General features: G+C 72.4%; 2 protein-coding genes. Both read left to right on the top strand.

Annotated features, from left to right (window positions below; all coding sequences use genetic code 11):
* On the top strand, nucleotides 1-426 hold a 426-nt coding region (locus K8625_RS43615), incomplete at its 5' end, for a hypothetical protein (protein WP_223786123.1).
* Between the two features lie 23 nt (nucleotides 427-449).
* Nucleotides 450-692 (top strand): hypothetical protein (locus K8625_RS43620; protein ID WP_223786124.1); only part of this gene is annotated, 243 nt, incomplete at its 3' end.

Genomic DNA, 692 nt, shown 5'->3' on the forward strand with positions numbered 1-692 from the left:
TTCGACTTGTCCTCCATCCGCCACCGCGACAGCGCGGAGGTGTCCATTCACCACCCCCTCACCGGCGCCCCCACCGGCGTCGTCGTCATCCTGGCCAGCGCGGACAGCGCAGTGGGCCGCACCGCGGAGCGAGAGTTGCGGGAGCGCTCGCTGACGCGCCTCCAGTTGGGCAACCGCAGCGCTGCCGCCGGCGCCCGGGAAATCGAGTCCGACGCGGTGGAGTTGCTGGTGCGGCGCACCCTGGGCTGGCGTGGGCTCGTCGAGGACGGCAAGCCCGTGTCCTTCTCCCCGGATGCGGCCCAGCGCCTCTACACCGAGCACCCGTGGCTGCGCCGCCAGGTGGACGACGCGCAGGCGGACCGCGCCCGTTTTTTCGAGGCCTCGCCGAGCAGCTCCTCGGCTACGCCCGACACCAGTTCCACCTGAGCAAGCCGGAGGGCGAGGGGGGCATGTCGCTGCGCGCCCACCTCGAGCAGGTGGCCAAGGCCACCGGCAAGGCGCCCCCGGCGCTGGTGGGTGAGTACGCGCTGCCGGAGGCGCTCTCCAACGTCTGGGGCTGGTTCTGCGAGCTGAGCGGCGCTCGCGGGGCAGGGGGCTTTTCCATTGCCCCCATCAGCTTCCAGGACATCGAAGCGTGGGCCCGGCTCACCGGGCACCAGCCCACCCCCGCGGAAGTGGTGCTGCTGCGCCAG

Origin of the sequence: Myxococcus sp. AS-1-15 (assembly GCF_020037055.1) — a bacterium.
GTDB classification, from domain to species: domain Bacteria; phylum Myxococcota; class Myxococcia; order Myxococcales; family Myxococcaceae; genus Myxococcus; species Myxococcus fulvus.